At 46.2% G+C, this 26,284-nt stretch carries 21 protein-coding genes and 1 riboswitch; of the genes, 9 read left to right on the forward strand and 12 right to left on the reverse strand.

What is annotated here, in order from left to right:
- Positions 1-447 precede the first annotated feature (447 nt).
- Positions 448-1,737, reverse strand: coding sequence for a voltage-gated chloride channel family protein (locus HGH90_RS16975; protein WP_168763183.1), 1,290 nt, complete (start codon positions 1,735-1,737; stop codon positions 448-450).
- Positions 1,738-1,778: 41 nt separating this feature from the next.
- Positions 1,779-1,850, reverse strand: a riboswitch (Fluoride riboswitch).
- A gap of 13 nt (positions 1,851-1,863) precedes the next feature.
- A complete protein-coding gene (gene glk, locus HGH90_RS16980) occupies positions 1,864-2,919 on the reverse strand; it encodes a glucokinase (protein WP_211092912.1) in 1,056 nt (351 codons plus the stop codon).
- A gap of 167 nt (positions 2,920-3,086) precedes the next feature.
- On the opposite strand from glk, the gene HGH90_RS16985 reads away from it, so the two are divergent.
- The gene (locus HGH90_RS16985; RefSeq protein WP_169191605.1) at positions 3,087-4,868 is read left to right on the forward strand and encodes a glycoside hydrolase family 15 protein; all 1,782 of its coding nucleotides are present in this window, start codon (positions 3,087-3,089) and stop codon (positions 4,866-4,868) included.
- Between the two features lie 120 nt (positions 4,869-4,988).
- Here the strand turns inward: HGH90_RS16985 and HGH90_RS16990 are convergent, their stop codons facing one another.
- The 4 genes from HGH90_RS16990 to HGH90_RS17005 form a co-directional block, all read right to left on the reverse strand.
- A complete protein-coding gene (locus tag HGH90_RS16990) occupies positions 4,989-7,181 on the reverse strand; it encodes a bifunctional alpha,alpha-trehalose-phosphate synthase (UDP-forming)/trehalose-phosphatase (protein ID WP_169191606.1) in 2,193 nt (730 codons plus the stop codon).
- Between the two features lie 266 nt (positions 7,182-7,447).
- Positions 7,448-8,350, reverse strand: a complete 903-nt coding sequence (locus tag HGH90_RS16995; RefSeq protein ID WP_168763186.1) for an EamA family transporter — start codon at positions 8,348-8,350, stop codon at positions 7,448-7,450.
- Positions 8,347-8,961 carry a CGNR zinc finger domain-containing protein gene (locus HGH90_RS17000; RefSeq protein WP_169191607.1) on the reverse strand — a complete coding sequence of 205 codons (615 nt, stop codon included), beginning with the start codon at positions 8,959-8,961 and terminating at the stop codon, positions 8,347-8,349. The genes HGH90_RS16995 and HGH90_RS17000 overlap by 4 nt, the downstream gene beginning before the upstream one ends.
- 275 nt (positions 8,962-9,236) lie before the next feature.
- Positions 9,237-10,868 (reverse strand): hypothetical protein, encoded by a 1,632-nt coding sequence (locus HGH90_RS17005; RefSeq protein WP_168763188.1) that lies wholly within the window; start codon positions 10,866-10,868, stop codon positions 9,237-9,239.
- 108 nt (positions 10,869-10,976) lie between these two features.
- Between HGH90_RS17005 and HGH90_RS17010 the strand changes: the two genes are divergently transcribed.
- From HGH90_RS17010 to HGH90_RS17025, 4 genes are read left to right on the forward strand one after another with little or no spacing between them, the layout of a single operon-like run.
- A complete protein-coding gene (locus tag HGH90_RS17010; protein WP_168763189.1) occupies positions 10,977-11,864 on the forward strand; it encodes a decaprenyl-phosphate phosphoribosyltransferase in 888 nt (295 codons plus the stop codon).
- On the forward strand, positions 11,864-13,195 hold the full coding sequence (locus tag HGH90_RS17015) for an FAD-binding oxidoreductase (protein WP_168763190.1): 1,332 nt from the start codon (positions 11,864-11,866) through the stop codon (positions 13,193-13,195). The genes HGH90_RS17010 and HGH90_RS17015 overlap by 1 nt, the downstream gene beginning before the upstream one ends.
- A gap of 24 nt (positions 13,196-13,219) precedes the next feature.
- The gene (locus tag HGH90_RS17020; protein WP_169191608.1) at positions 13,220-13,951 is read left to right on the forward strand and encodes an SDR family oxidoreductase; all 732 of its coding nucleotides are present in this window, start codon (positions 13,220-13,222) and stop codon (positions 13,949-13,951) included.
- Positions 13,948-14,541 (forward strand): HAD-IB family hydrolase, encoded by a 594-nt coding sequence (locus HGH90_RS17025; protein WP_168763192.1) that lies wholly within the window; start codon positions 13,948-13,950, stop codon positions 14,539-14,541. The genes HGH90_RS17020 and HGH90_RS17025 overlap by 4 nt, the downstream gene beginning before the upstream one ends.
- A gap of 82 nt (positions 14,542-14,623) precedes the next feature.
- Here the strand turns inward: HGH90_RS17025 and HGH90_RS17030 are convergent, their stop codons facing one another.
- Both HGH90_RS17030 and HGH90_RS17035 read right to left on the reverse strand, forming a co-directional pair.
- A complete protein-coding gene (locus HGH90_RS17030) occupies positions 14,624-15,403 on the reverse strand; it encodes an acyl-CoA desaturase (RefSeq protein ID WP_168763193.1) in 780 nt (259 codons plus the stop codon).
- A gap of 111 nt (positions 15,404-15,514) precedes the next feature.
- Positions 15,515-17,158 (reverse strand): ABC transporter substrate-binding protein, encoded by a 1,644-nt coding sequence (locus tag HGH90_RS17035; protein ID WP_169191609.1) that lies wholly within the window; start codon positions 17,156-17,158, stop codon positions 15,515-15,517.
- 44 nt (positions 17,159-17,202) lie between these two features.
- Here HGH90_RS17035 and HGH90_RS17040 point away from each other — a divergent pair, with 44 nt between their 5' ends.
- Positions 17,203-18,840, forward strand: a complete 1,638-nt coding sequence (locus HGH90_RS17040) for a M1 family metallopeptidase (protein ID WP_169191610.1) — start codon at positions 17,203-17,205, stop codon at positions 18,838-18,840.
- Between the two features lie 50 nt (positions 18,841-18,890).
- On the opposite strand, the gene HGH90_RS17045 is transcribed toward HGH90_RS17040, so the two are convergent.
- Together HGH90_RS17045 and HGH90_RS17050 are read right to left on the reverse strand one after the other, a co-directional pair.
- Positions 18,891-19,550: an NADPH-dependent F420 reductase gene (locus tag HGH90_RS17045; RefSeq protein ID WP_168763196.1), complete on the reverse strand. Its 660-nt coding sequence runs from the start codon at positions 19,548-19,550 to the stop codon at positions 18,891-18,893.
- Between the two features lie 164 nt (positions 19,551-19,714).
- On the reverse strand, positions 19,715-20,461 hold the full coding sequence (locus HGH90_RS17050) for a menaquinone biosynthetic enzyme MqnA/MqnD family protein (RefSeq protein WP_169191611.1): 747 nt from the start codon (positions 20,459-20,461) through the stop codon (positions 19,715-19,717).
- Positions 20,462-20,581: 120 nt separating this feature from the next.
- Between HGH90_RS17050 and purB the strand changes: the two genes are divergently transcribed.
- Positions 20,582-21,919 (forward strand): adenylosuccinate lyase, encoded by a 1,338-nt coding sequence (purB, locus tag HGH90_RS17055; RefSeq protein WP_168763198.1) that lies wholly within the window; start codon positions 20,582-20,584, stop codon positions 21,917-21,919.
- Between the two features lie 467 nt (positions 21,920-22,386).
- Here purB and HGH90_RS17060 read toward each other — a convergent pair whose 3' ends face one another.
- Positions 22,387-22,734, reverse strand: a complete 348-nt coding sequence (locus HGH90_RS17060) for a YraN family protein (RefSeq protein ID WP_168763199.1) — start codon at positions 22,732-22,734, stop codon at positions 22,387-22,389.
- Positions 22,735-22,870: 136 nt separating this feature from the next.
- On the opposite strand from HGH90_RS17060, the gene manA reads away from it, so the two are divergent.
- On the forward strand, positions 22,871-24,073 hold the full coding sequence (gene manA / locus HGH90_RS17065) for a mannose-6-phosphate isomerase, class I (RefSeq protein WP_168763200.1): 1,203 nt from the start codon (positions 22,871-22,873) through the stop codon (positions 24,071-24,073).
- A 110-nt stretch (positions 24,074-24,183) separates the two neighbouring features.
- On the opposite strand, the gene HGH90_RS17070 is transcribed toward manA, so the two are convergent.
- Complete coding sequence (locus tag HGH90_RS17070) at positions 24,184-25,080, reverse strand: helix-turn-helix domain-containing protein (protein WP_169191612.1); 897 nt, start codon at positions 25,078-25,080, stop codon at positions 24,184-24,186.
- Positions 25,081-25,231: 151 nt separating this feature from the next.
- On the opposite strand from HGH90_RS17070, the gene HGH90_RS17075 reads away from it, so the two are divergent.
- Entirely contained in the window at positions 25,232-26,215 is a 984-nt protein-coding gene (locus HGH90_RS17075; protein ID WP_168763202.1) for an aldo/keto reductase, read from the forward strand.
- Positions 26,216-26,284: the final 69 nt, after the last annotated feature.

The following is a 26,284-nucleotide window of genomic DNA, read 5'->3' on the forward strand; positions in this document are numbered from 1 at the left end:
AGGAGATAGCTGTATTATTATTTAAGCTTGAACTGAATTGTTTTATTTAACATAATATAAATTATAGGAATTATTTTAAACCATTAATACCATAACGAGTTTTTAAGCTTATGGGGCGATTTTTAGTTTCTTCAGGTACCAGATTCCATTAAAAATGAATACCCTGAGAATTGAATAAAAATATAATACCTAGACTAGTGAGCGTATATGCTATTCTGAGAGCGTTCATTTTAGTCTTGGCCACGATATCTATCCTATCCCCGGGTTCATACTATTTCCACCAAATAAAAAACGCCGATGGATATCCTCCATCGGCGCCCCCAATTGCTGCTAATATTTTTCACTATTGCTTTACAGCCAGCACTTCAATTATGCTCAGCGTTTCCTCCGTCAATATTTTTAGTTTCTCCATATCGTGGTTTAGGTTTAGGTTTCTCCACGCGAATGTTAGCGCCATTTCCTTACTTCCAGTCGCTGGGCACCGTAAATACCCGAATGCCCGCTAAAGTAATATGCAGTAAAACAGGCCACGGCGAAATACAGCACATGGGTGGTACCAAATAATTCAACACCCATCAACGTGCAGGCAATTGGGGTATTCGTTGCACCAGCGAAAACCGCAATAAATCCGAGTCCGGCAAACAGGTCAACAGGGGCGCCCAGCAGCAAAGCCAGCGTATGACCTAAAGTAGCGCCTATAAAAAATAGGGGAGTCACCTCTCCCCCTTTGAAACCCATTCCCAGCGTAATGGCCGTGAACACCAGCTTCCACAGCCAACTCCAGTCATTTACACTACTGTTGGCTTCAAAAGCTGCCAGTATACTAATGCCGTTGGGCGATTTGCTACTGACACCCAGTCCCAGGTAATCGGTTGTTCCCGTGATGTAACTCAACAGCAAAATAACGATACCGCCAACTACCGGGATGAGCCAGGGTATTTTAATATAGGCCTGAGCGTTATACTTAATATTGTGCATCAGCGTGGAGAACAGGAAACTGCTCAATCCAAATGCAACGCCGCAAACAATTACTTTTACCAGCAGCCATACATCCAGGTGAATAAATGGCAGGCTATCTATCAGCGGGTGATCGATATAATTGATATGATAATGGGTATGATGAATGCCCCAGGCACTGCAGACAACATCAGCAAAAACCGCCGCTATCAGGCAAGGCACCAGCGCATCATAGCGCATTACCCCGATAGCCAGCACTTCCAAGGCAAACACCGCCCCGGTAAGCGGCGTACCGAATACAGCTCCAAATCCTGCCGCAATCCCCGTCATCAGTAAAATACGCAGGTCTGCTGCCGACAGCCGTAGCTGCTTTCCAATCCAGCCTGCGATACTGCCGCCAATCTGCACGGCGGTACCCTCCCGACCCGCAGAGCCACCAAATAAATGAGTAAGAATGGTGGTTACCAACACCAGGGGCGCCATACGTGCAGGAACCCCACCGCCGGGCTGATGAATTTCCTCCATGATCAGGTTATTACCCTTGTCGGCCTGCTTACCGCCCAATCGATACAGCCAATAAATAAGAACACCGGCCACCGGCAAGCCCCATAATAACCACTCATATTCCCAGCGTATATGCGTTACCGTTTCCAGTAACCATAAGAATAAAGCTACGAGCGATCCCACGATCAGCGATACCGGTATTACCAATACAGTCCAGCGGAGTAGCTGGTATGCTACTCTCCCTTGTTCAAAAGAAGAAAACTTAAATTGTTTCATATCCTACAAATAGCAGCGTGAAATGGCATACCATGCCATTAATATTTGTAGGCGCCATCAGACAGCCCTGGGCTGACGGTTCTGATCAGGAAGACACCATTTCCTGTTTTATCTCTCAAAAATACTTTAATCTTTTAATAATCCAGCATAAAATGCGGCGCCCCATAAGGCAGACTTATCATTGTTCACAATATGAATAGGTACACTGGCTAAGAGCTCTGCCATCCGGTCGCCCTGCATGTAGTGATGATAAAACTCGCCCGTTTCGAGCAGCACTGCAATCTTTGGAGGAATTCCTCCACCCAGGAACAAACCTCCTGTGGCCTTCATTTTTAGTACCAGGTTGCAGGATTCCCTGGCCAGGTAACGTACAAAAAGCTCCATGGTTTTTACACAAACCGGGATCTTCTGCTCAATAGCGCCCTTGCTGATGGCGGCCGACGGGTCACCGGCATTCATCGCGGCACGCAGTTCCACAGGTTCCTCCATGCCTTTTATATCTCTCAGAAACTGGTAAATGTCGTATACTCCCGGGCCGCTCACCACTCTCTCCCAGCTCACGATGTCATATTTCTCCTGCAAATAACGGAGCAGCAGTATATCCAGGTCCGTCCGCGGCGCAAAGTCAGTATGTCCTCCCTCTGTGGGAAAGGGATGATGGTATTCCCCGTCCCAATACATGCCCGCCATCCCCAAACCCGTGCCTGGTGCAATAATCGCAATATTGCCAGTATGGTCCGCAGCGCCCCGGTGCAGCGTGGTCAGCTGCTGGGGCGACAAAGTAGCCAGGCCGTAGGCAGTAGCTTCCAGGTCGTTGATCAGTGCTACTGCATTGATACCGGTTGTCTGCCGTATTTCATCCTCGCTCAATTCCCTTGATAAATTAGTGAGTTCCACTTTTCCTTTTACCACAGGACCTGCCACGCCAATGCATATACGATGCGGCGGCGTCTCCCGGCTCTCCCCGATAAAATGCTGGATGATATCTGAAAAGCTGGCGTAGTCGCGGGAAACATACCGCTGCTCGCGAATCAGGTCCAACTCGCCATCTACACTACTAAATAGTGCCAGGTTGGTTTTAGTGCCGCCCAGGTCACCGGCCAGTAAGTGAGTCTTGACACCGTTATCAGATACCGGCATCATAAACCGGGGAAGGTAGTGCTGCTTTTTCATTGTTTGCATCGCTGTGGAACTTTATACTTAAAAATAAGCGTTTCCGTGAAAACTACCACATGAATATGTTTTGTTAATAAAAGACTTCCGGGGAAGCCCAGCCATTATTGGAACAGCTTTTGTTCGAGATGAACAAATTTCAGGGAAAAATGTAAATCAAAACAAATCAAGGAATTATGGAAAGACACACCTATCAGACGGGACTTATTGGCAATTGCGCATTCCTGGCGCATATAAATAAGAATACAAATATCGATTGGCTTTGTTGGCCCCGCATGGATAGTTCCTTTATTTTCGGCGGATTACTGGATAAAAAAAATGGCGGCGAATTTTCTATCCTTCCGGCAGCTGACTACTCTTCCCATCAGTATTACATGGAAAATACCAATATCCTGTGTACAGAGATTACTACCACTGAAGGCAGCTACCGGATTACAGACTTCGCCCCGCGGTTTATGCAATTTGAGCGGTTTTTTAAACCGTTGATGCTGGTGCGCAAAATTGAGCCCCTGGAGGGATCTCCCCGTATCCGGGTAAAGTGTGAACCGGTGTGTGACTATGGCGCCTATAAGCTCAAACGCATGAGAGGCAGTAGTCATATTGAATTTGCAGGCTGCGATGAAAACATACGACTCACCACCAACATTGCGGTGAGTTACCTTTTTGAAGATGAGTTTTTTGTGCTCAACGATACCCGGTATCTTATTCTTACCTATGGCCATCCGCTGGAAGCACCATTGGTCAGTACAGGAGAAAGATTTCTCCGGGAAACCATTACCTACTGGAGAACCTGGATCAAGCACTCGTCTATTGCCCATTATTTCCAGCCTTATGTGATCCGTTCGGCCCTCGCCCTCAAGATTCACCAGTTTGAAGATACCGGCGCTATCATTGCTGCCAGCACCACCAGCTTACCCGAATTCCCTGATAGTGGCCGCAATTGGGACTACCGCTATTGTTGGCTACGGGACACCTATTATATTATCACCGCGCTCAACCATATCGGTCATTTTGAGGAGATGGAACGCTACTTCGGGTATATCACTGATATCTCGTTCTCCGGGGATTTCCGCTATCAGCCACTATATGGCATTACAGGGCAAAAGGAGCTGGTGGAAACCATACTCCCCCACCTGGATGGATATATGAACAATAAACCGGTACGCATTGGCAACCAGGCCTATGAACATATACAGAATGATATTTACGGACAAGTACTGATTTCCATGCTGCCGCTATATACCGATCACCGCTTTATTTTCTCAGAGCGGAAGGACTCTGATCGCTGGATAGAATTATTACTGAAGAAAATAGAGAAGACCATCGATGAAAAAGATGCAGGTATCTGGGAGTTCAGGAACATGGCTAACGTACATTGCTATACGAACCTGTTTCAATGGGCCGGCTGCGCTGCTGCTGAAAAAATGGCCCGCACTATTGGCAACCAGGCACTGTTACAACGGGCCACCGCGCTAAAAGAACGTGCGGCAGCTCACATAGAAAGCTGTTATGACCCCGTAAGAAAAGTATATACCAACGCCGCTGGTAGTAAATACCTGGATGCCAGCACGCTGCAATTAATTATGATGAATTACCTGGATCCCACCTCCGAGCGGGCCAGGGACCATCTCGCTGCGCTGGAACGGGAATTGAAAACACCGGAAGGACTCTTTTTCCGTTATCTCCACTCCGATGATTTCGGTAAACCGAAAACCACTTTTCTCGTATGTGCGTTCTGGTATGTAGAAGCACTTGCCTGCGTAGGCCGGCTGGATGAGGCCCAGCGGGAATTCGAAAGATTACTGCAATATTCTAATCACCTGCTTCTTTTCAGCGAAGATGTGGAAGCTGAAACCGGCAGCCAATGGGGCAATTTCCCACAGGCTTATAGCCATGTGGGGTTGATGAATGCGGCCTACCGCATCGCCATGAAACTGGACGCTCCAATCTTTCTATAGGCGAAAGCAGGAAGCGTAAAGCAAAAAGCTATCATAGCAAGTCATTAGAGCGGATAACCACCCGCATAAATCATTTGATATGATAGCTTTTTGCTTTACGCTTTCTGCTTTCAACTTCTCCTACACCCCCTGCCCTTCTCGGCTTCTCAGGGTTCTCAGCAAATGTCTCACTTCATGATAACTTCTTAGATAGTACTGCGCCGCAGATACCTGGCTGCCCACCTTTACTGTAATGGCCGAGGCAGGAACCGCCTTAAAGATATCCTCATCTGTTACATCATCTCCCATAGCCATAATAAAATCATACTTCTTGTGGTGGAGCCAGCTCAGGGCTGCTTTCCCTTTATTGATCTCTATATTTTTCACTTCAATCACCTTGTCGCCGGGCAATACCTGCAACCCCTTTTCCGCGGTATAATAGCGCAAGGTATTCATCAGGTCATTGGCCCTTAGTTCTCCCAGCCCCGACTCTACTTTACGGTAATGCCATACCAGCGAGTAACTCTTTTCCTCAATAAAAGAGCCGGGGGTGCGATCAGTGGCCAGCTCCATAATGGGTAATAGCTCTTTCTTCCAATCGTCGGTTAGCCCCGGTAGCTGGTACCACTCCCCCGTCCGGGTTTTCTGCCAGGCACCATGTTCTGCAATGAGATCCAGCTTAAGATGACCAAACCATTCTCCCAGCGTTTCATGGTTCCGGCCACTGATCATTACCAGGTCATTGCCTGGGATGTTGGTCAGCTCTTTTAGCAGTTGGTACAGGTCCTGGTCAGGTGAAGCCATGTCTATATTAGGCTGAAAACCTACGAGGGTCCCGTCATAGTCGAGAAAGATGATACGTTTCTTCGCCTGGAAATATTGCTGCCGGATCGATACAGCAGTTTCCTGGTTGACCCGGCGGGCCAGCATATTTTGTTGCATTTCATTTACCTCCTGTAATCGGGTCATAAACAGCCTTACCCAGTGGTGTACATTAAACTTGGCGACCACCGTCCGCATCTGTTTCATACGCCGCTGCTGTTCTGCGAGCGGCATGTCGAGGGCATCTACAATAGCACGGGTAATGGCACCAATATTATTTGGGTTGACAACAATAGCGTCAATTAATTCTTTAGATGCACCAGCCATCTCGCTCAGGATCAATACGCCATCGTTGTTATTGCGACTGGCCACATATTCCTTGCTGACGAGGTTCATCCCGTCGCGCATGGGTGTTACCAGGCAAATACCGGCGAAGTTATATAGCGCAGACAGGGTTTCCAGGGGGAAAGCACGATAAAAATATTGCACCGGATGCCAGGTCAGTGTCCTGAAACGCGCATTGATATTCCCTACATACTTATCTATTTCATCCCTCAATTCCTTGTATTGTGGCACCGTATCACGGGATGGCACCACAATCATATACAACACTACACTCCCAATATATTCGGGATGTAGTTGCAGTAATAATTCAAAAGCCTGCAGCCGTTGCAGGATCCCTTTGCTGTAATCGAGGCGATCTATCGACAGGATCAACTGGTTCTTATCAAAGTTCTGTTCAAGGTCCCTGATCTGCTCCTGCACTTCGGGGTAATTGCCCAGCGCGGCGTACTTGTTAAAGTCGATGCCCATGGGAAATGTCTCCACTACAATAGCCCGGTCATTGTAAGAAACTATGTTGGCCGATGTATTCACCGGCAGGATACGACTGGCGGCATCCAGGAAATGACGGGTATCATCGAAGGTATGAAAGCCCATGAGATCAGCACCCAGCATCCCTTCCAGAATTTCGGCCCTCCAGGGAATGAGGCGGAATAACTCAAAAGATGGAAAAGGAATATGTTGAAAGAAGCCGATGGAGATTTCGGGTAGCTCTGCCCGGATCATTCCGGGTAATAACAACAACTGGTAATCATGTATCCAGATGATGTCACCCGGTTCAGCTATCTTCAAAATAATATCCCTGAATTTTTTATTGACCTGAAAATAGGCGTCCCAATAATGTTGTTCATAGTGGGCATAAACAGACATATAGTGGAAAACTGGCCACAGTGTTTCATTGGAAAACCCTTCGTAAAAATTGTTGATTTCATCCTGCGTCAGGTATACCGGCACCAGGTTCATCTTTCTCAATTGCTTTGTTACTTTCTCCTGCTCTTTCTGGTCTGTAATCTCCTGTCCCGGCCAGCCTACCCAAATGTTATTACCTTCCCTGTAGATAGAGCCTAGGCCGGTAGCCAGGCCACCTTCACTGGGAGTTAACGTATAATCACCGTTTGCTTCTGAAATCTTTACCGGCAGTCTGTTCGATACAATAATGGTCTTTCGCATAGTCAGTTTATATAATCTATTATCTAATTACATTCAATAGGAATAGCCGTTAATACAACAAAAAATGAACCCAAAAGAGCGGAATTTACATATATAAATTAATGCAATGCTGCTACAAGGCGAAAGTTGGTCAACAGGATTTATCCAGAGCTGGATAAGGGCTACACCTGTAAAAATGTGAAGTTGGCAAGATAAACATTATCAGGCGGAAAAGAAAGAGAAAATACTGAAAAACAGGTCTAAATCAGCTACCAGCAAGGGATAGGTCAACGGCGCCCCAATGTCATGAGAATGACACCGGAGATAACAATGGCGGCGGATACACCTACCATGGCGCTAATATCTTCATGCCCGATGGCCCAGCCAAGAAATAAGGCGACAATGGGGTTAATATAAGCGTAAGTGGCCGTGAGACGGGGTGGGGCATTTTTCGACAACCAACTATAGGACGTATAACCCACCAATGATCCAATGAATACAAGATAAAAATAAGCTTGCCAACCCTCTGTTGTCATAAATGGAATAGTAGCCACAGCGCCTGGCTCGAAAACGAGGCTTACAAGGAAAGAGAATACACCCCCGGCGAGCATCTGAACAGCAGTGCTAGTAATTTGGGTAGGCATTGGCAGTCGCGGTACCAATAGCGTTCCGGCCGCCCAGCAGATATTCCCCGCTACTACAATGACTACCGGCCATAACGGAAAGCTACGGGTCTCCTGTACCTGAAAGGGATTAAACAACAGGAACAGGCCTATGAAACCAACCACAATACCCGACATGGTTAAATAAGATGGGCGCTTACGACTAAAAAATGCCCAGTCCATGCCCATAATCCAGGCTGGCATGGCAGCAACCATTAATGCTACCAGTCCCGAAGGCATATGATGAACCGCCAGAGCTACGGTAGTATTACCAATGCCTATCAATGCAATACCGACTAAACAGGCAGACAGGAACTGGCGACGATCCGGCCAGCTTCTCTCTTTTACATAACCAATCACCCCTAATAGGCTTCCGGCCAGCAAAAAGCGCATGGCCGACAGCATAAAGGGTGGTACCACTTTGGTAGCGATCTTCATACCAAGGTAAGTGGAGCCCCAGATAATATATACTGCCAGCAGGCAAAAGATCAGTTTAGAAGATATGGTACTTCCTGTTTCTTTACTCATGATAATTTTCTTTTAGCTCGCTGATAACTCCTGGTTACTTTGTCTACATCGCCGCAAGTGCTCATACTGCACCAACGCCGGGATCCATTCCTGCTTTTGTCCAGGAACAGCCATCCGCAGGCGGGGCATTCCTTTACCGGCATAGGTTGGTCGGCCGTGTACAAATCTACCGCCGATTTTACCAGCCACCAGTATACCTGCTCCAGGGCTGGTGCGTTGAATTGCAATTTCGCCCCGCCAGCCGTCCAGCCTATTTCAATATTAGCATAGACCTCCCCGACATAACTGTTGAACTGGAACAAATCTGCCGGCGTCGGGCGTTTATCGGATGCCTTACTTAAAAACAGCTGGTGCAGTAATTCCCTTAAGGCTATGCTCTTATCAAAAACAATGGCTGCCTTTTGAGGATAGTCTTTTGCCAACCGTTCCAAAGTATGGATCGTTTTGACGGGTAAACTGCCGGTATGTCCATACCATTGCAATACATCTTTGAAGTGATGCAGATAATCTACGGGCGGCATCTTCTTCCGGTTACTGATGGTATTAACAAAATCAAGGCACAAAACACCACCATCCAGCCGGAGATCAGTAATGGATTTTTGAGCAGACATATTTCTATAATTTGACCTGGAGCAACAAAGATAAACTAAATATTAACCAGTAAAACAAGTTTTACTGGTTAATAAAAAATGAGGTTAAAATGGAAATTTCACCATTTAAACCAGTTCTTTATATTATCAAACATAATTAATTGAAAATCAATTTATTTATAAACAAAAAAGCAACTCCTAAAGAGCTGCTTTTCCTATGCTGATGATAGTATTTTAATCTGCAGATATTTGAAAATCCTGTTGATTTCTCCAGGAATACCGTAAAAATACATTATTTATTTAACATATACTTCAATAATTGCATTTACTGGTCTCCGGGGAGCATAAAATGTATCTACCTGGTGGTAGTCTTTCTTTAACTCCTCCCTCAATGCGAAGGGGAAAAAGTTATTCAGACCGGGGGCATATTCAAATAACACGAGGTCATAGTGACCTTCCTGTACCCTCTGTTTAAAGGTGGCTAACTGCCGGTTAAACATCCCTACGCCCAGGTGATACCATAAGGGATAATCCGGACCGGTTTCCAGTTTATAGGGCATAGCTGCTGCCAACGGCGTGAGCTCGGTCATATTCAGCACTTTAATGTTTTCCTTCTTCTCTTTTACTATAGGCAGCGCCAATACCCGGTCCATCCCTTTTACGGTCGATTCGGGCATATATACCTTACGGAAAGGCTTCAGGCTGGAAAACACCCAGGAAGATACAGGGATGTCGATAGTGTCGGTATTTAACATAAAGTTGCGCCGGTTTACCACATTCTCATGGTTGGGATTATGTGCATCTGCAACTTCAGTTGTGGGAAACAGGCGGTCCGTAAACCGGCCTACATACTTCCACCAGGTGCCTGACCACCAGAAGAGTACCAGCAAAGTAGCGCCCAGCATTACCTTTGGGCGGCTGATATCTACTTTCAACAGCTCGCATAAGTAAGTGGCAATGAAGGCAAAAGCAAAACTGTGAAAGAAAATATTGTTGTCGGGTGGCGTATAGCTGGTCACCTGGAAAATAGCCGCTTCACCTAAAATACCCAGGGTGAGCAGGGCAAACAATACCTGCCTGCGTTGCTGCAGCCAGGTATTCCATTGTCTTACTTTGGCAACAAGGCACAGTGCTACCAGCACCAGGTATCCCTTGATCCAGTCAGAACCACCCATGATTTCATCAGTAAAATCGTTTATGGCTAGCCGTGAGCTATGAGGTGGCTGTCCATGGTTGAACCAATAAGCAAACCCCGGCATCAGCGGCTTAATCATGAACACTGCGATCAGGATAAACATGCCAATGAACACGGGGAAGTCGATCCAGCGCTTTGTCTGGAAGCAGTTATACGCCAATAGCGCCAGGCATAGCATGAATGCCATGCCGCCACCGTCTTGTTTGGTAAAGATAGACAGGAAGATAAAAAATGCAGCAGCTGCCATCCAGGCATAACTACGTTGACGGCTATCCGAAAAAAAGGCTTTCAGGAGAAAACTGATACCCACCAGTTCATATACAATGACCGTATGGTTATACCAGGGCCAAAAGTTGAAAAACGAATAAGACAATACAAAAACCAGCACCGACAACAGGCGTGCCCCTTTAGGCAGGTCCAGGCTTTTAAGGATGGAGCGGAAAGCAAAACCTGAAATAATATTAATAAACACCTGGGCTTTTACCAACGTAATCAGCTCTGGCCCAAAGATTTTGAAGAAGATGGCGGGAATAATCCAGTAACCATATCCCAGTGGCGTACCAAAATCCTTGTAGGGGATTTGTCCGGATGACAACCGGTAGGCACCCTCCCAGGAAAGGAATATATTTACCCGGTAAGGGAAGGTAACGAACAGGGGGACCAATGCCAGTACAATAATAATAATGCTTTCGGTAATGGACCACTTGCGATCCTTTAGGGAAATAAGCGACATAGAAATTGGGATTAGCGGTTATTTGTAATAATCCGGTAATGTGAATGGTGGCAAAAGTAATTGAATAAATTGTATCTTGGGCTGTCAGAATCAACTTTTTAGTTCCCCATGAAATACATTCAATTACTCAGGCCAAAACACTGGATAAAAAATGCATTCCTTTTTATTCCGCTTTTCTTTGCAGGGGAAATCTTCAATACCACCAAACTAATACAGTTACTTATCTCTTTCGTTGCCTTCAGTTTAGTGGCTAGCAGCATCTATATTTTGAACGACTACCGCGATGTGGCTGCCGACCGGCTGCACCCGGTGAAATGTAAACGGCCACTGGCTTCGGGGGCTATTTCCACGACGACGGCATTATGGCTTTTTGTGCTTTGTGTGGCAGGTGGATTTGCCATTGCCTGCCTGGTGAGGGAGAAATTCGCGTTTGTGCTGGGCCTTTATTTTATCATGAACCTGGCTTATTGCTTTGGGCTGAAGAATATCTCTATCCTCGATATCATGATCCTCTCAGTTGGATTTGTATTGCGGGTAAAGGCCGGCGGTGTAGCGGCCGAGGTAGCCATATCGGAGTGGCTGATGATCATGATCTTCCTGCTGGCCCTTTTTATGGCTATCGCCAAGCGCCGGGATGATATCCTGATAAAAATGGATTCCGGTAAAGATATGCGGAAAGCAGCCTCCGGGTATAATATGGACTTTCTCAATGTGATGCTCGCGTTGGTATCGGCAGTCATCATTGTATGCTATTTAATGTATACTATTTCGCCAGAAACCCAGCTGCGGTTTAAGACCTACCGCCTATATTACACCACTCTCTTTGTAATTGGCGGATTATTACGATATTTGCAAATAACCTACGTGGAGAACAATACCGGCTCTCCCACTAAAATCCTATATAAAGACCGTTTTATTCAATTGACCATATTCCTGTGGGTGCTTAATTTTTATATTTTAATTTATTTACCGACAGACAAAACATTTTTTGAATAATGCAAAAACGGTTAGCAAATTGGGGTAACTACCCGGCTATTACCAGCGACGAAAATGCCTTTACCCAGGAAGAACAACTCCGGGAGTATGTGTTGGCCAATACCCATATGATAGCCCGTGGTAATGGACGTTGTTATGGAGACGCCTCCCTGGGTGACCACAGCATATCTATGCTGAAGTACGATAAGATGCTGGCTTTCGACACCGAAAAGGGCATTATGGATGTCCAGGCCGGCGTAACCCTGGATCAAATCCTCGATATCATTGTTCCTAAAGGTTGGTTTTTACCTGTAACACCCGGTACCAAATATATTACAGTGGGCGGCGCTGTTGCTTCTGATGTACATGGAAAGAACCATCACGTGGACGGCGCCTTCTCCGGCCATATTATCGATATGGATGTACTCACCGGCTCCGGCGAAACCATTTGCTGCTCCGCTAGTCAACACCCCGATCTATTCTGGGCCACCTGCGGTGGCATGGGGCTCACCGGCGTTATTACCCGGGTAAAGTTCGGTTTGAAGCAAATCTCTACCGCTTATATCCGTCAAACGCAGCTGAAAGCAAAAAACCTGGAGGAAGTGATCCGGCTTTTTGAAGAATATAAGCACTACACTTACTCCATGGCCTGGATCGATTGCCTGCAAAAGGGCGATAGCTTCGGGCGTAGTATCCTCATAATAGGCGAACATGCCACCCCAGAAGAGCTCAGCGCAGTGCAGCGGAAGGCGCCCCTTACACTACCAGCTAAACGAAAGCTGACCCTGCCCTTTAACCTGCCCTCTTTTGCGTTGAACACTTTTACGGTAAAGGCGTTTAATTGGTTGTATTACGGGAAGAACTATAAAAGGGAAATGCACAAAGTCATTCCTTACGAACCGTTCTTTTACCCCCTGGATGCCATTCTTCACTGGAACCGGGGTTATGGTAAAGCCGGGTTTGTACAGTACCAGTTTGTCGTTTCCCTGGAGCAGAAAGAAGGCCTGATTACCATCCTCAAACGCATTAGCGACAAAGGCTGGGGTTCCTTCCTGGCTGTATTAAAAGTATTTGGTAAACAGGAAAGCCTTATCTCCTTCCCTATGGAGGGCTATACACTGGCCCTGGATTTTCCTATACGAAAAGGGCTGTTTGAATTCCTGGATGAGCTGGACGAAATTGTATTACAATATGGAGGCAGATTATACCTGTCTAAAGATGCCCGGATGAAGCGGGAAATATTCTGGAACAGTTATCCCAATGCCGGCAGGTTTGCTGACATTGTGAAGCAATATAATAGCAACGCACGGTTTGAATCCCTCCAATCGGAGCGTTTGTCTTTGACTAAATAGTGTACCCTATTAACGAAACACCACATGCCGACCATTTTACTTTTAGGCGCCGGTTCCGATATGGCTATCGCCATTGCGCGGAGGTTTGCTGCCGAAAAATATAATATACAGTTAGCAGCAAGGGCTGCCGACACCCTTATCCCCCAACAACAGGATTTGCAGGTACGTTATGGCGTTAGCGTTACCACTCATGCATTTGATGCCACCAACTTTTCCTCGCATGCCGCATTTTACGCGGGGTTGCCAGCAATACCGGATATTACCATCTGTGTGTTTGGCTACCTTGGCGACCAGGAAAAGGCGCAACAAGAATGGGACGAAGCAGCCACCATTATCGATACCAACTATACCGGGGCGGTATCTATTCTCAATGTGGTAGCCAACAGTTATGCTGATAGAAAACAAGGCATTATTGTGGGGATCAGCTCTGTTGCCGGTGAAAGAGGAAGACAAAGCAACTATATATATGGCAGTGCCAAGGCCGGCTTTACCGCCTACCTCAGTGGGCTGAGGAACCGTCTTTTTCGTAGCGGCGTACACGTGATGAGTGTGCAACCAGGGTTTGTTAATACCCGGATGACCCAGCACCTTACCCTCCCTCCTTTACTGACTGCCCAGCCGGAAGCAGTGGCCCAGGCTGTTTTTAAAGGAATAGAAAAAAAGAAAAATGTGCTGTATGTTAAATGGCACTGGAGGTATATTATGCTCATTATCAAACTTATTCCCGAAAGCATTTTCAAAAAACTATCCTTGTGACCATCGCCTTTTTCGATTTCGACGGTACCATCACCCGTAAAGATACCCTGTGGGAAATCATTAGGTTCCACAGGGGCCGGGCGGCTATGTACGCCGGTGTAGTGCAACTGGCACCGGCGTTTATCCGGTACTTTTTGAAAATGATGCCAGCCCAGGAATTAAAGGAAGAGGTATTGGGATATTTTTTTGCAGATATGCCGGTCGCTGAATTCTCAGCAGGCTGTGAAAAATTTTCCAGGGAACGATTACCCGCGCTGATACGGCCTTCAGCATTGACGGCTATACGAAAACATCAGCAGCAAGGACATCATGTGGTAGTGGTGACCGCCTCGGCACAGGACTGGGTGGCTTCCTGGTGCAGGCGGGAAAACATTGTTTGCCTGGGGACGCGGCTGGAAGTAAAAAATAAGGTAATTACCGGGAAGATACAGGGACTCAACTGCAATGGAGAAGAAAAGGTAAACCGTATCCGCCAGGCATATCACCTGGAGAATTTCCAGGAAATATATGCCTATGGCGATACCAAAGGCGACAGGCCTATGCTGGCGCTGGCACAACATACCATGTATAAGCCTTTCCGGCGCATATAAACGGCGCTTTTCGACATAAAAAATGCCCTACCATTACGGCAGGGCATTTTTATTATTGTAACAGATTGATTGTACGCTTTCATCAGGCGGCCTTAGCCCGCTTCATCTGTGCTGGCGTCACCAGCGCAGGTTTCAGCTTGATAATACCCACAAAGTTCAGCAACTTCATTACCTGGTAGCTGGGATCCAGCTCATACCATTTCTTGGCAAAGTTAGGACTGTCTTTGAATTTATGGTGATTATTCTGGAACAGTTCTCCGAGTAACACAATACCCCATGGAGAGGTGTTCCTGGAATGATCGCCGTTATCAAAATTCTGGTAACCGTATTTGTGACCGCACCAGTTAACGATAGCACCTTGTACAGGTCCCATCAGGAAGTGGATAGGCAGTAATAAATAAAGATACCACATACCGGCAGGTACAAATACCACGTAAAAAGCAACATAAGCAGCCATCCATGCGAAGCGGGTAATGTTGCTGTCGCCGAATTTATCCATGGCATCCCATTCTGGTAATGGCTCTGCGGTAAATTTAGGATCTACTACGTTTGTACGGGTTACAAAACCATTATAGATTTTGCGGGTTTGCACCATCATACCCCAAACGTCTTTAAAGAAGTGTGGAGAATGCGGGTCATGTTCGGTATCGCTAAACTCGTGGTGCATGCGGTGCATTACGCCATAAGCTCTTGGTATCAGGTAAGAAGATCCCTGGAAAAACCAGGTGCTGAAATAAAAGAAACGCTCCCAGAACTTGCTGGTAGTATACATTTGGTGAGATGCATACCTGTGTAAATAGAATGTGTGAAAAAACAAGGAAAAGAACCAGTGCACACAAAAGAATATCAGGATCGCCGTCATTTCTATACTTTGTAAAGTGACAAATAAGCGCCAAAGTTACACTAATTTGACCGATAAACCCATAAAAAAGCGATCCTGTTGGTGAAGGAAAAGTTAAAATAATTTTAAATCTCAATATTTCCTTACCCGTCGTAACTCCAACATATTCATGCCGTTACCTGTTAACCCGGTTACATTCGGCTGTACCAGCCGGATTACCTCATCGTAAAACAGGGGCACTACGGTGGCATCTGAAGTGATCATGTTATCCATGGCCTGGTACTGTCTATAACGAATACTGTCGTTGTTCTCCTCCAGTGCCTGCTCATAGAGGCGGTCGAAAGCCGGGTTGTTATAGCGGGTATAATTGGGAGGCGCCGGGTTCTTACTGTAAAACATGGCCAGGTAGCTTTCGGCATCGGGGTAGTCAGCTATCCAGCTACCGCGGAAAAAAAGCGCCTGGGATTTAGCGGTTTGCTCCAGCAGCAGGCTTTTCTGCAGTACCTCCACCTGCACACGGATCCCTATCTCCTGCACCTGATTGGCTACGTAGTTGGCCAGGTCAGCATAAATAGGGATAGACAGCAACTTGATTACCGGCAATCCCTTTCCGTCGGGATACCCCGCTTCCCGCAACAGTTGCCGGGCCAGCCCGGGATTGTAGGGATATCCTCTTACCTGGCTGGAATCGAATGAGGGCAAGCCCGCCGGCACAAACCCGGAGGTGGCCGCAGTACCTATGCCGTTACGCAGGTAGGTCATCATTTTGATACGGTCTATACTATAATTGATGGCCTGCCTGATTTTTCTGAAATGCAGAGGCGAGTTACGTACCAGCGGGTTGGCGCTGTCCGCCAGGATGCCGAGGTATTCCGTATTCAGATAGGGATGTTTGCTGAGTACCATTTTCCCCTCCCATTCCTTTCGCAGCCGGCCTTGCTTGGTCAACACCTCATCTTTAAACGACGCATCGATATCGTTCATAAAATCCAGCCGGCCCTGGCGAAAGAGCAGGAACTCTGATGCTTTGCTTTCCAGGAAGCTCACCTGTACTGCTTCCAGGTAAGGTAAGCGTTGCCCGTTTTCGTCTTTCTCAAAATAATCGGGATTGCGGTGCAGCACCAGGGCCTGGCCCTCATCCCAGAAGAAGAAGCGGAAAGGTCCTGTACCGCAGGGATGGCTGCGAAAGTCTTTCCCGTATTTTTCCACGGCCTCATGTGGTATCACGGAGCAATATTGCATACTAAGAATGCCCAATATCGGATGGAAAGGCCGGTACAGGGTAATAGAAAACGTTGAATCATTGAGGGCCTTGAAACCACTATCGGCGCTAAGTTTACCATTGAATATCCAGGCGCCCGATGATGCGGTAGCCGGGTCCATGATGCGTTTCAGGCTATATACCACATCGTGGGCCGTCATACGACGACCTTTTCCTCCGGGAAAAATATCACTGTCGTGGAAATAGACATCCGTGCGCAGATCAAAGGTATAGGTGCGGTGATCGGCCGACACCTGCCATTGCCTGGCCAGCGAAGGACGGATTTCCAGGTTGCTGTCGGGTTCCACCAGCGTATTATATAACTGTTTTACCGCCCATATTACTTCCTGGCTTTTGGCAAAGGCCGGGTCAAGACTGGCAATTGTATAGGTACTGTTGTACCGGAATACGGACAACGACCGTTTTTCCGATGGCGTACAGGATACCCATAATAAGCCGCTGAGGAGGACAAGCCTCCATTTAATTATAACCGCCTGACAATAACAACTTTTCATTTGGCAGTAAATTAATATCTTTCAGGTTAAAATATACGAATAATATGCGCGGCATCACAATGCTATGTATAGTGTTATTGGCAACATTGGCCTCCAGCGCCCAGGAACACTTCACCCGGGCAGATAGCCTGCGGGGCAATATCAACGCTCCCCAGCGTGTATGGTGGGACGTTATTCACTACGACCTGCACGTAACTGTCAATACGGAAGACAGTACCTTCAGCGGTTTCAACACCATTACCTATAGGGTATTGAAACCCGACACCCTTCTGCAGATAGACCTGCAGATGCCTATGGTGATAGACAGCGTTATACAAGACAAGAAATCCCTGTCCGTTACCCGGGATGGCAATGCATGGTTTATCCGGCTATCATCTCCCCAAACAAAAGATAAAAAGAAGCAGCTCACTGTATTTTATAGCGGTAAACCCCGGGTAGCTAAAAATGCGCCCTGGGATGGTGGCATCGTATGGGCAAAGGACGAAAAAGGCCGGCCCTGGATAGCCAGTGCAGTACAGGGTATCGGCGCCAGCATCTGGTGGCCCAATAAAGATACGCAGAGCGACGAGCCGGAGGCAATGACGATCAACGTAACTGTTCCCTCTGAACTGGTAGACGTATCCAACGGACGGCTGAAGAAAACCATTGAAAACGGCGATGGCACCCACACCTTTATATGGCAGGTGAACAACCCGATCAATAATTATGATGTGGCCATTAATATTGGCAATTATATAGAAATGAAAGACAGTTACTCCGGAGAGGGCGGGAAGCTGGAACTGGGTTACTGGGTATTGGATTATAACGGGGAGAAAGCCAGAGAACATTTCCAGGTAGTGAAGCCTATGTTGAAATGCTTCGAATACTGGTTTGGTAAATATCCTTTTTACCAGGACAGTTACAAGCTGGTGGAAACGCCTTTCCTGGGCATGGAGCACCAGAGCGCAGTAGCTTATGGCAACAAGTTCAAGATGGGATATAAAGGCACCGATCTTTCCGGCACCGGCTGGGGATTAAAATGGGATTTTCTCGTTATCCATGAAAGCGGGCATGAATGGTTTGGTAACAGTATCACCAGTAAAGACCTGGCAGACATGTGGATACATGAATCCTTTACCAATTATTCTGAAACGCTCTTTACAGAATGTCAATATGGACTGAAAGCCGCAAATGAATACCTGCAGGGCATCCGGAAGAACATCAAGAATGACGTGCCTATCATTGCGCCCTATGGCGTGAATGCAGAGGGCAGTGGAGATATGTATTACAAAGGAGCCAACATGATCCATAATATCCGGCAGATCATGGAAAACGATGAGGCCTTCCGGCAAATGTTGAGGGGATTGAATAAAACCTTTTATCATCAAACAGTGACCACCAAAGAAATAGAGCAATATATGAGCAATGCCGTAGGGATGGATCTGAGCAAAGTGTTTGATCAATACCTTCGTCATACAACTGTTCCCACGCTGGAATACCGCTTTAAAGGCCAACAGGTACAATACCGTTGGGTAACAGATGTAAAGGATTTTAATATGCCCGTAAAAGTAAAGCTGAGCGACAACGGTTATAAATTAATATATCCGGGAACGTTATGGCGTAGTTCCAGCGTTACGTTGAGTAATCTGAAGGATTTTGAAGTAGACAAGAACTTTTATATTCACACAAAGCAGGTGCAATAAAGTATCATGGCCCATTTGCGGGGAAGTAGTTTCCAGCTGGTGGGCCTTTTTTATCCCCTCAGCATTTTAAAGGCGTGGGAGGTGCTGTTATTCAGGTACCCATATGCCGCCCACAAGATAGAAAGTGGCTCTATGCTCCGGCTCATTTCAATTCTCCCCATATCGGCTACATCCTCCCAGCCTATCTGGAATAATAAATCGGTAACTTCTTTTTTTGCCGCAGCACTATTGCCGGCGATAAACATAGTGGGCGCTCCTTCCCGGAAGTTGGGTAAAAACATGCGTTCGTGGCCTATGCAGCTCAGGGCTTTTACTACATTGGCGTCGGGTGGTAACCAGGCTTGAATTTGTTCGCCGGCGGAATTATTATGGCCGATAGTGAAGGTGAGTCGACCGTGATCATCGGGGCCTTTGCCATCCAGGGGATTGGTGACATCTACCACGGTTTTGGTTTTGAAGTTCCAGATGCCTGCAGCTTCGATCGCTTTTTGTGTGCCGCCCCAGCTGGTACAGATCAATAACATTTCACCAAATTCGGCGGCCTGCCTGAAAGTACCTGCCATGGCTTGCTTTCCCTGTTTCTTCACCCATTGTTGCAACGATTCCCTGGAGGGATTCCGGGTACCGATAGTAACATCATGTCCATTTTGAATAAGCCCTACGCCGAGGGTTAATCCTACCGGACCGCTTCCAAGGATACCAATTTTCATGCGCAATTATTTAAGGATAGTGCGAAACATGAAGATAACTAAAAAAGCTGAAAGCTTAGGGCATAAAGCACAAAGCTACCTTAATGAAGATGGCAGATAATTTATATTAATAATAAATACAATACCATCTTCATTAAGGTAGCTTTGTGCTTTATGCATTATGCTTAGTGCTCTTCCAGCAGGTATCCCAGGAAGCGCTGCATTCCTTGTCTTTTAGCGGGAGTAAGCGGATAACTGATGTTATGAATATAGTAGGTAGCCAGGTCGTAGATATCGTAAGGATTTTCTGCCACTACCGCCGGGATATTTTTAATACCCAGGCTGGTAGCGTTACTGAACTCCTTTATGAAAGCTGCGGGAAGCTGTTTGTTACTGATCCAGGCAGCGAAAACAAAAGGCAGGCTGGTAAAGCGTACCCAGTTTTCTGCCAGATCATATATATAAGGAGATACTTTACGCTGAGCTAGTGCACGGTCGCCAATCACCAGCCCGGCATCAGTGCCTTTGATCTGGTCCTGGTAATCGCCGTTGGTATCCACAAATTCCACATCGAGTTTCCAGTATTCGCGTACCAGCACCTGCAGCAGCGCTACCGAGCTACGGCTTTGGTAGTCGAGATAAATCCGTTTTATTTCATTCAGGGGCACATCGCTATATAAACAAACAGAGGCCACTGGTCCCTCTGCTCCGATACAGTAATCTGCTATGATATAGTATTCCTTCAGTTGCGGAATAATAGCCACTGGCACCAGGGCTAAGTCTACCTCTCCATCTATCAGCTGCTGGGCTATCTTAGCCGGATAATCCATCGATAATTCCATCATCTCCATCACCGGATGATTCCTGAATCCATACAATAAAGGCTTCGTATTCAAATAACTTACAGCCGCAACTTTTACTTTCCGTTCCAATTTCAGTAATTTTGAAGCTGCAAAAGTAATTAAATCCCGGTTAACAAGTTCCAAATGAATATTTGTTGGCGGGTAAATGTGACTTGTTGCCGCTAAAAACGTTAATTGTAATACTGGAATATGCAACTACAACCTTTAACTGCCATTTCTCCGCTGGACGGGCGCTATCGCAAGCAACTGGACGAGCTGGCCAATTATTTTTCTGAATTTGCGTTGATCCGTTACCGTGTGATGGTAGAGGTGGAATATTTTATTGCACTGTCGGAGCAGAAGCTGTTTACACTGCCCAAAGCCAAATTCCCTGCCCTGCGTAAGATTTATCAGGAATTCACTATCGAGCATGCACAGCTGATCAAAGACACAGAAAAGATTACCAACCACGATGTAAAGGCTGTGGAGTATTTTCTGAAGAATGAACTGAAAAACCTGGGACTGGAAGATAAACTGGAATGGGTACATTTCGGCCTCACTTCCCAGGACGTGAACAATACCGCTACTCCTCTCTTCTGGAAAGATGCTATCGAGCACGTATATATGCCGGCACTGGCCAACCTGATCCTGGAGTTAAAGAAATTAGGCGAATCCTGGATGAAGGTGCCAATGCTAGCCCGTACCCACGGACAACCCGCTTCACCTACCATTCTCGGTAAAGAAATACTGGTATTTGTAGAGCGCCTGGAAGGCCAGGTAAACCTGCTGGGACACATTCCTTTTGCAGCGAAGTTTGGGGGCGCCACCGGTAACTTCAATGCTCACTACGTATCTTTCCCTAAAATCAACTGGGAAAAATTCGGCGAAAAATTCGTGAACACCACGCTGGGCCTGCAACGTATGAAATATACCACGCAGATTGAGCACTACGATAATATCTCCGCGCAATTCGATGCGCTCAAACGTATCAATACGATATTACTGGATTTCTGCCGGGATATATGGACTTACATCTCCATGGACTACTTCAAGCAGAAAATCAAGAAGAATGAAGTAGGTTCTTCTGCAATGCCACACAAGGTGAACCCGATTGACTTCGAAAATGCCGAAGGTAACCTGGGACTGGCAAATGCCCTCTTTGAGCATCTTAGCGCCAAGTTACCGATCTCCCGTTTACAGCGCGATCTGACCGATTCTACGGTATTGCGTAACCTCGGCGTTCCTTTTGGTCATACCCTGCTGGCTACCAAATCTATCCAGAAAGGATTAGGTAAACTGATCCTGAACGAAGCCAAGCTGAAAGACGACCTGGAAAACAACTGGGCGGTAGTAGCAGAAGCCATTCAAACGGTATTGCGTCGTGAAAACTACCCGCAACCCTACGAAGCCCTGAAGGAGCTGACCCGTGGCGGAGAACAGATTACACAGAAAAGCATGCACAAGTTTGTAGATGGCCTGAAGATCAGCGCTGCACTGAAGAAAGAACTGAAAGCCATTACGCCACATAACTATACCGGTTTGTGGTAAGCGATATTCCAATAATAGAAAAGCTCCGTCCCAGGGACGGAGCTTTTTTGTTAACTCCCGAAAGCAATTTCTGCGATCAATATGTTTGAGTGCATTACTGCGCTTAGGTTAAACAAACGCTGTTCTTGTATTAATTTCTATTTTCTGCTCCCCACTTCCTGTTGTAACTGTAATACCAGCCACAAACCACCTGCATAGGTTGTCATCACCTTGTTATGGGTTTCCCGTGAAATAATTTGCTTGAAAACTACCGGTATACCGGAGTGGGTAACAACAAGGGGTTAGTTCTAAAAGCGATGCAAATATATAAATATTGATACTATTATAAAATTATCACAGGCATTTTTTTGTTAATAACTGGTTAAGGAACAGGGCATAAGTGCAAAGTAAAAGCTAGCGAAGCGAATGGCTTGTACCTTTTTAATAGTTTCAATAGCTTTTTGCTTGCGTTTTATGCTTTCCGCTCATTAGAACACATCTCTCAAATGCATCAGGTCATAGGTGTCGCCATAAAATGTAATGGCGATAATATCGAACCGGATACTTACGGGATGGAGTCCATATTGCAGCAAGTAATCGGAGGCTACACTACGGATGTGTTCCTCCTTTTTATAGTTGACCGCCTCTTCCGGCCATCCATAACGATCGCTGCAACGCGTTTTTACTTCAATGAAATAGATATTGTTGTCTTTTCCGGCAATGATGTCAATTTCTCTCCGGCCGGACTTCCAGTTGACATGCAACACACTACAGTGGCGGCGCACATAAGCTTGGGCAATGGCTTCGCCCTGCTGGCCCAACGATAAATGATGCATATATTTTCAGGGTTAGGTATCACAAACTGCTAAGCAGGAATAATCAAGGGAAAAATATTCTACTTAACACCTATTTTTGCAGGCATATAAATTTATTCATTCTCGGCTATTTAACAAGTAAAACAGATAACCATATATGAACTTATTCAGACTGGAAGGAAAAGTGCAGCATTATGCATGGGGAGGATATACCTACATTCCTGAATTACTGGGCATTACGCCTACTGATCAACCTAGTGCAGAGTACTGGATGGGTGCGCACCCCAGCGCTCCTTCCCTCATTACTACAGCCACCGGCCAGGAACCGCTGAACCAGCTGATACAGCTGGATCCAGCCAATATTACCGGCCCGGCTGTATGGGAAAAATTCAAAGAGCTGCCCTTTCTTTTTAAGATACTGGATGTAAAAGACATGTTGTCTATACAGGTACATCCTACTAAAAGCGAAGCAGAGAAAGGGTTTGCCAGGGAAAATGCCGAAGGTATTCCGCTGAATGCTCCTAACCGCAATTACAAAGACGACAACCATAAACCTGAAATTATGGTGGCGCTGAGTGAATTTTACCTGTTACATGGCTTTCTGCCACATGCACAGTTGCAGGAGGTATTAAATGCCGTACCGGAGTTTACTTCACTGGTAAGCATATACGAAAATGAAGGTTATTTCGGTTTGTATAAGAATGTAATGGAGATGCCGCAATCGTTGGTGAATATTATTCTCCGACCGCTGACCGATCGCCTCATACCGCTGTATAAAACTAACCAGTTAGCGAAAACAGATCCGGGCTTCTGGGCTGCCCGTGCCGTGTTAAATGATCCTAACAGTAAGGATAAGCTGGACAGGGGTATCTTTTCCATCTACTTTTTTAATATTATGCAGGTACAACCCGGTGATGCCGTATTCCAGGATGCGGGCGTACCACATGCCTATCTCGAAGGACAGAACGTAGAGCTGATGGCCAATTCAGATAACGTACTGCGTGGTGGTCTTACTCCCAAACACGTAGATGTGCCGGAGTTGCTGAAACATACTCGTTTTGAAGGTATCCACCCACATATCATCAAGGGCGATCTGAGTGCCGACGGACTGGAAAGAATTTATCCATCGCCTGCTCCCGATTTTGAAGTAAGTAAAATAAATATCTCCGAAGGACAAACCTATCAGCATACGGCCCGGGCGGCAGAAATCCTGATCGTGATAAATGGTAGTGCTACTATTAAAGGAGAAGACACTATTTCCGTGCAGAAAGGCCAATGCGTTTTCACTGCCTACAATGCTACCTACCAGATTACCGGCAATGCGGAGATTTTCAAGGCTACTGCGGGAAGACTCAAATAAAACCGGCCCTGAAATGGTGATACAGATGATTAAAAAATAAAAATAGCATGATTAAAACAGTAGCAGGTTCACTCTTGCTACTGTTTTTCCGTTTATTTAAACGAGTTCATTTAATTCATCATCCGGTAATCATTAGGCGTAATGCCTACTTTTTGTTTGAATAAACGCGTGAAATGCTGCGGGTATTTAAACCCTAATTCGTAAGCAATTTCACTCGCGGATTTATTCCTGTCAAACAGTCTGTCTTTTGCCACCTCTATCACTTTTGACTGAATGTATTCCAGCGCAGATTTGCCTGTTTCTTTCTTCACCAAATCACCAAAATAGTTGGGGGATAAATGCAGGGCTTCGGCACAATAAGCTACGGAAGGCAAGCCCTCGTTCTGCGGTTTATCGGATAAAAAATAGCCGTTCAATATGTATTCAAACCGTTCCAGGATTCCTTTATTTGCATTGTCGCGCGTAATAAACTGGCGGTCGTAAAAACGGATGCAGTAATTGAGCAGCAACCCGATGTTGGATGCAATCAGTCCTTTACTGTGTTTGTCTATATTTTGATCTAGTTCATACTCAATTTTTAAGAAGCAATCAATCACGATACTCCTCTCTTTATCCGACAGGTGAAGCGCTTCGTTTACATTGTACGAAAAGAAAGAATAATCCTGAATCTGTTTACCCAATGGCGTACCATTTATCAGGTCGGGATGAAAGAGTAATACCCAGCCTTTCGGAGCAAATAGTTCAAAGCCAGGTTGCACACCTACTACCTGTCCGGGCGCTATAAATATCAGACTTCCTTCCTGGTAATCATAGTGCCTTCTTCCATAGCGCAATTGGCCATAGTTAAGTTCTTTAAGCCCCACTGCATACAAACCAAAGTTGAATGATTTGGCAGGCATCGGTTGCGCTCTAGAGAGGTCAATTACTGTAACCAGGGGATGTTTGGTAGTTACGCCCCGTATGGCATTGTAGTGCGCGATGCTACCAATTTTTACGATCTCTTCCATACCTTATTCTTTTATCGTTACAAATTTACAGGTTCCGGTAAGCCTTTTTGATACCAACCTTCCCGATCAGTAAAACTGGTTAGAAAACCAGTAATGTGTATACAAGGCCAGCTTGCCCTTCTTCATAATTTTGGAGCAGAAAACATATAAAATGAAAACACGACAATTAGGCGCCTCAGGATTAGAAGTATCCGAACTTGGTTTCGGCTGCATGGGGTTAAGCCATGGCTATGGGCCGGCAACAAATGAAAATGATGCCATTGCACTCATTCAAAAAGCCTATGAATCAGGCATTACTTTCTTTGATACTGCAGAAGTATATGGACAGGGCGCCAACGAACGGTTGGTAGGAAAAGCATTGCACGATGTTCGTGATAAAGTAATCATCGCTACCAAGTTTGGCTTTAGAAACGGTAAGCATACAGATGGTTTGGATAGTCGCCCGGAACGCATCAGGCAGGTGGTGGAAACCTCGCTCCGGCATCTGCAAACCGACTATATCGACTTGTTTTATCAACACCGTGTGGACCCGAATGTCCCTATTGAAGAAGTTGCAGGAGCCGTAAAAGATTTGATCGCCGAAGGTAAAGTAAAATACTTCGGTATGAGTGAAGCCGGCTTGCAAAGTATACGCAGGGCGCATGCCGTACAACCTGTAGCAGCCCTGCAAAGCGAGTATTCCATGTTCTGGCGCGAACCTGAAGAAGAAATCATCCCGCTGCTTGAAGAATTGGGCATTGGCTTCGTTCCGTTTAGTCCGCTGGGCAAAGGATTTTTAACGGGTAAGATGAATGCAGGCACCGAATTTGACCAGACCGATGCCAGAAATATCCTCCCTCGTTTTACCAAAGAAAACCGTGAAGCGAATCAAACCATTGTTGACCTTGTAATAAAGATTGCGGGAGAACAGCACGCAACGCCAGCGCAGGTTGCATTGGCATGGCTGCTGGCGCAAAAGTCGTGGATTGTACCGATTCCGGGAACCACAAAAATGACTCGCTTAGAAGAAAATATAGTTGGTGCCAACATCACCTTAAGCGATGATGATTTAGCCAATATCAATAAGGCGTTGGACAACATCAGTCTTCAGGGAGAACGCTATCCCGCAAGCATGGCAGGCCTCCAAGGCAGGTAAGCATCGGGTTCTTCTGAGATAACGATCCTTTTTTTGTATCGCTATTTCAGGACCAGGCAATGGCATTCA

The organism is Chitinophaga sp. Ak27 (genome assembly GCF_012726295.1).
Classification (GTDB): domain Bacteria; phylum Bacteroidota; class Bacteroidia; order Chitinophagales; family Chitinophagaceae; genus Chitinophaga.

Coding starts and splice junctions, on each gene's coding strand:
- HGH90_RS16975 (WP_168763183.1), bottom strand. CDS start 1,737: ATGAAACAATTTAAGTTTTCTTCTTTTGAACAAGGGAGAGTAGCATAC.
- HGH90_RS16995 (WP_168763186.1), bottom strand. CDS start 8,350: ATGAGTAAAGAAACAGGAAGTACCATATCTTCTAAACTGATCTTTTGC.
- HGH90_RS17010 (WP_168763189.1), top strand. CDS start 10,977: ATGAAATACATTCAATTACTCAGGCCAAAACACTGGATAAAAAATGCA.
- glk (WP_211092912.1), bottom strand. CDS start 2,919: ATGCAAACAATGAAAAAGCAGCACTACCTTCCCCGGTTTATGATGCCG.
- HGH90_RS17000 (WP_169191607.1), bottom strand. CDS start 8,961: ATGTCTGCTCAAAAATCCATTACTGATCTCCGGCTGGATGGTGGTGTT.
- HGH90_RS17060 (WP_168763199.1), bottom strand. CDS start 22,734: ATGCATCATTTATCGTTGGGCCAGCAGGGCGAAGCCATTGCCCAAGCT.
- manA (WP_168763200.1), top strand. CDS start 22,871: ATGAACTTATTCAGACTGGAAGGAAAAGTGCAGCATTATGCATGGGGA.
- HGH90_RS17070 (WP_169191612.1), bottom strand. CDS start 25,080: ATGGAAGAGATCGTAAAAATTGGTAGCATCGCGCACTACAATGCCATA.
- HGH90_RS17020 (WP_169191608.1), top strand. CDS start 13,220: ATGCCGACCATTTTACTTTTAGGCGCCGGTTCCGATATGGCTATCGCC.
- purB (WP_168763198.1), top strand. CDS start 20,582: ATGCAACTACAACCTTTAACTGCCATTTCTCCGCTGGACGGGCGCTAT.
- HGH90_RS17005 (WP_168763188.1), bottom strand. CDS start 10,868: ATGTCGCTTATTTCCCTAAAGGATCGCAAGTGGTCCATTACCGAAAGC.
- HGH90_RS17040 (WP_169191610.1), top strand. CDS start 17,203: ATGCGCGGCATCACAATGCTATGTATAGTGTTATTGGCAACATTGGCC.
- HGH90_RS16985 (WP_169191605.1), top strand. CDS start 3,087: ATGGAAAGACACACCTATCAGACGGGACTTATTGGCAATTGCGCATTC.
- HGH90_RS17075 (WP_168763202.1), top strand. CDS start 25,232: ATGAAAACACGACAATTAGGCGCCTCAGGATTAGAAGTATCCGAACTT.
- HGH90_RS17030 (WP_168763193.1), bottom strand. CDS start 15,403: ATGACGGCGATCCTGATATTCTTTTGTGTGCACTGGTTCTTTTCCTTG.
- HGH90_RS17045 (WP_168763196.1), bottom strand. CDS start 19,550: ATGAAAATTGGTATCCTTGGAAGCGGTCCGGTAGGATTAACCCTCGGC.
- HGH90_RS17015 (WP_168763190.1), top strand. CDS start 11,864: ATGCAAAAACGGTTAGCAAATTGGGGTAACTACCCGGCTATTACCAGC.
- HGH90_RS16990 (WP_169191606.1), bottom strand. CDS start 7,181: ATGCGAAAGACCATTATTGTATCGAACAGACTGCCGGTAAAGATTTCA.
- HGH90_RS17035 (WP_169191609.1), bottom strand. CDS start 17,158: ATGAAAAGTTGTTATTGTCAGGCGGTTATAATTAAATGGAGGCTTGTC.